Consider the following 2,777-nt stretch of genomic DNA (forward strand, 5'->3'; position numbering starts at 1 on the left):
GACCCATTGCGATTTCCGTTGCGGAGCCGTCAATGACCGTCCCGTCAACCGTGGTTTTGTCACCTAAGCGGATGTGATAGCGCGTAACCATGCCGTGGCCTACTGCGCAATGCCCGAAGGCGCGTCTAGCCCAAGAGCATTCATGTTGTCTTTAAATGCGTTGTAGAAACCCGCTTCGGTGCATGCTATTGGCATCGCATTCGCTCCCTTTGAGTGGCCGCACGGGGTCGCTATTTGCGGTACCCATGCAGCATGCATGTCCGGTCGAAACTGACCGTCGATACTCTATCAAAAGAACACCTAGCCGCCCTTTCGAAAGTGCGAGCGGTGCCGGTCGGTGGTCGGATCGTCGCGCATTTCCATTTCCAGCGTGGTTTCGAATCCACTATCGTTGATCGTGTGCGTCGCTTTCTTCACCAGCCACGGCGTTGCGTCGATCTCCGGTTTGAAGCCGGAAACGGTCACGGGCATTTCGGGGAAGGCATCGGGCCGTGCCCGGGCGAGCGTGTAGTCGAACGTCGCCTGGCTGCGCTGCGTGCGGTCATACTCGGCTTGCGCCGCCGCACGCGCTTCGGCTTCGGTCGCGTAGTCTTCCGGCAGCACCTTCATGTTTTTATTGTTCTCACCGCCGATCACAACCGACTTGCGCTTGCCCTTCGCATTCGAGTGGTAATGCGCCCGAACGCCTGAATAGCTTTCACGCTGCGCGACGTGGTATCGGTGACGGTCGCCGCTCGAGCGCGTCAGTTCGATAACGCCTAGCGGCTTGCCGCTGACAGTCTTGCCGGTGCCTATCGGCATGAATAGAAGCCGCAGATCCTTCACGTTCATCACGGCGTCGTAACGCTTCGCAAGGCGCGTCAGAAACGACATGTCGCTTTCGTGGGTCTGGTCGATGTGGTCGATCAGGATCTTCGCAATCTTGGCGCCGATCGCCGGCTTGAGCGAGTGGCGCGTTGCGATCGCGCGCACGATTGCTTCGAGCGTCTGCCCGTGCCAGCTCTTTCCCCGGCGTTCGTGCATGGCGTTGGTCATTGACGCCGAGCGGGCGCGCACGGTGAGCCGGGTGTCTGCGGCTTGGTGGGTTGTGCGGTCGCGATAAAGCTGTTCATGGAACATGGCTCAGAAAAATGATGGCGGTGGGCCGGCGTCGGAAACGAGTTTCCGTCAGGTGTTGCGTTTCGTCAGCCGGCGCCGCCATGCCGGGGGGGCTCCTTACTTGCGGCCAGCGTCGGCGCTGGCCGCATCGCTCAACTCGCTTCGAGTCGGGCAATGCCGTCCGCCGCAGCACCTGTCTGCATGGGATTCAGAACCCTTTCAGGGCCCACCCCTACTGATGCAATCTGATGCGCGCAGTCACTCATCCCCGCGATTGACGGTATGGCTGCACCGTCGCCGTTCGGACCAGAAGTGGCCGGTCGACAACCTCGTCCAGAACGTTGACAATCGTTATCAAAATCTCCTCAACAGTGCTGCAGCGGCGGAAGTTGCGCATGTGATCTCAACCTTGAAAACAAAAGGCTATGGCCACAATCAGACAATATTTTGAAACCGATTTTGACTATTGCCTTCGAGTCAAAATCAGATACGACTTTGACGGCGAGTCATGCGAAGGGAGCGTTTTGTACGACGCATCCGCAAAGTCTGCTTTTATTTCATTTTACTTTTCAAGTGCTGCACGTACCTACGAATACTTTCAAAGATTTCTCTCGTCGCTCAATTACGGACAGACGGGACTAAATCTAGATGGTGGGATTATTCTTCCTAGCGCCAAACAGTTTCCAGGGCAACTTCACGTGGAGAATTCCAACCCACTCGCGATTCGCTATCAACTGTTTGGTGATCCCTTTTGGAGAGACCTTTTTTCAATACAAACGAGTCAGCGAGTGTTCCTCTATTCCGAGACGAATTTATCTCAATCCGATATTGAAAGACTTCAGACTGAGGCGAGCAACATGGGCCACGACTTACAGTTCCGCTCGAATGACTATGCATCCCGTCGTAGTCATTTTGAGAAACCTCAGGCGTTCATCAGCCATGACTCCCGAGATAAGGAGTCGATTGCTAGACCTATGGCACTGAACCTCCAAAGGAAATTGTGCCCCGTTTGGTACGACGAATTCTCGCTAAAGCTCGGCGAAAATTTGCGACAGAGCATTGAAAAAGGTTTGAAGGAGTGTCAAAAGTGCGTTCTGATCTTGAGCCCAAGTTTCTTCGCCAATAACGGTTGGGGAAAGAAGGAGTTTGAGTCTATCTTCACTCGCGAAATCCTTGAGGAGACGCAACTTGTGTTGCCTATTTGGTGTGGCGTTACAAAGAAAGAGGTATATGAGTACAGCCCCAGTCTCTTAAATGTCAAGGGAGTTGACTGGAATTCTTTGGGAGAGGATGAGGTCTGCAGGCAAATTTACCTCGCCGTTACCTCCCCCGCCTAATCCATCATTTCACCGGATCTGGGTTGAAAGCCGCACAGGTCCGGTGAATTCAGACGCTCCACGTCCGTTTTGCCTAGACGATCAAAGTCCAGGGTTTACGGCGGGAATCGTTGCAGGACTGAGTTAGGCTGTCGCGGATGGATAATGAGCTGCTTGGTTCGGTCCGAGGGTGTGTGATGAACCGCCCCGGATTTGGTGGAGGCTCCAACTCTTGAGAAAATGGAGCCATGAACAAGTCGAACAAATCTTCTGCTGAAGTCCGGGAACGTGCCGTGCGCATGGTGCAAGAGCATCGGGGCGAGTATCCGTCACAGTGGGCGGCGATCGAATCCATCGCCCCCA

At 54.8% G+C, this 2,777-nt stretch carries 3 protein-coding genes; 2 read left to right on the forward strand and 1 reads right to left on the reverse strand.

Annotated features, from left to right (window positions below; genetic code table 11):
* Positions 1–300: 300 nt before the first annotated feature.
* The gene (locus BX591_RS35740; RefSeq protein ID WP_111936001.1) at positions 301–1,119 is read right to left on the reverse strand and encodes a contractile injection system protein, VgrG/Pvc8 family; all 819 of its coding nucleotides are present in this window, start codon (positions 1,117–1,119) and stop codon (positions 301–303) included.
* Between BX591_RS35740 and BX591_RS36300 the strand changes: the two genes are divergently transcribed.
* Positions 1,118–1,549 (forward strand): hypothetical protein, encoded by a 432-nt coding sequence (locus tag BX591_RS36300; protein ID WP_146749867.1) that lies wholly within the window; start codon positions 1,118–1,120, stop codon positions 1,547–1,549. The two genes, BX591_RS35740 and BX591_RS36300, sit on opposite strands and share 2 nt — an antisense overlap.
* Positions 1,524–2,435 carry a toll/interleukin-1 receptor domain-containing protein gene (locus BX591_RS35745; protein ID WP_111936002.1) on the forward strand — a complete coding sequence of 304 codons (912 nt, stop codon included), beginning with the start codon at positions 1,524–1,526 and terminating at the stop codon, positions 2,433–2,435. Before BX591_RS36300 ends, BX591_RS35745 begins: the two co-directional genes overlap by 26 nt.
* Positions 2,436–2,777: the final 342 nt, after the last annotated feature.

This window comes from Paraburkholderia bryophila (assembly GCF_003269035.1).
Taxonomy (GTDB): domain Bacteria; phylum Pseudomonadota; class Gammaproteobacteria; order Burkholderiales; family Burkholderiaceae; genus Paraburkholderia; species Paraburkholderia bryophila.